We start from the raw sequence: 872 nt of genomic DNA, 5'->3' as shown, positions 1-872 counted from the left end.
CATGGCCGCTCTGGCGCTCGGCGGCTTCCTCGCCGCGGCGGCGACGGCGCTCGCCGAGACGAACCTCCCCGCCGGCCTTTCGCTCGCGATCCTCGCCTTCTTCTCCGTCGGCATCGGCGCGGGCGCGGCGGGAACCTCGCTCCTCGTCCTGCTCGCCACCGGCGTCGAGGATCGGCGCCGGGGTGCCGCCGCCACCATCGTCTGGGTGATGATGATCGCCGGCTTCGCGGTCACGGCGCCGCTGGCCGGGCACTTCCTCGATCCGTTCTCCGGCGCGCGCCTGGTCGCGGTCTCCGGCACCGTGTCGCTCGCGGCGTTCGCCCTCGCGTGCCTGGCCGTGCGCGGGGTCGAGCCAACCGTCGCGCCGGTGCGATCGGAGACAGCCGGCTCTGCGAAGGCGCCGTTCCGGGCGGTGCTCGCCAAGGTCTGGTCCGAGCCGGCCTCGCGCCGCTTCACCGTGTTCATCTTCGTGGCGATGCTGGCCTACAGCGCCCAGGAGCTGATCCTCGAGCCGTTCGCCGGCCTCGTTTTCGCGATGACGCCGGGCACCACCACCAAGCTCGCCGGCCTCCAGCACGGCGGCGTGCTCGCCGGGATGCTGCTGGTCGCGGGTCTCACCATGGGCGTCGGCGGACCCTGGCTCGGCTCGCTCAAGCTCTGGACGGCCTTGGGCTGCGCCGGCTCCGGCGCGATGCTCGTCGGGATCGCGGCCGGCGGCCTCGTCGGGCCGGAGTTTCCCTTGCGCGCCGTGGTCTTCGGCCTCGGCCTGTTCAACGGCGTCTTCGCGGTCGCCGCGATCGGCTCGATGATGGGGCTCGCGGGCGCCGGCGGCGAGGCCGAGCGCGGCACGCGCATGGGCGTGTGGGGCGCGG

The 872-nt window shown here is 74.4% G+C and carries 1 protein-coding gene; it reads left to right on the top strand.

All coding sequences use genetic code 11. The features are described 5' to 3' along the window. On the top strand, window positions 1-872 hold an 872-nt coding region (locus FV223_RS28770; protein ID WP_147730014.1), incomplete at both ends, for a PucC family protein.

The organism is Methylobacterium sp. WL116, assembly GCF_008039455.1.
Classification (GTDB): domain Bacteria; phylum Pseudomonadota; class Alphaproteobacteria; order Rhizobiales; family Beijerinckiaceae; genus Methylobacterium.
Note: the sequence above shows the minus strand (reverse complement) of the source record. Positions and strands in the feature narration are given on the sequence as shown.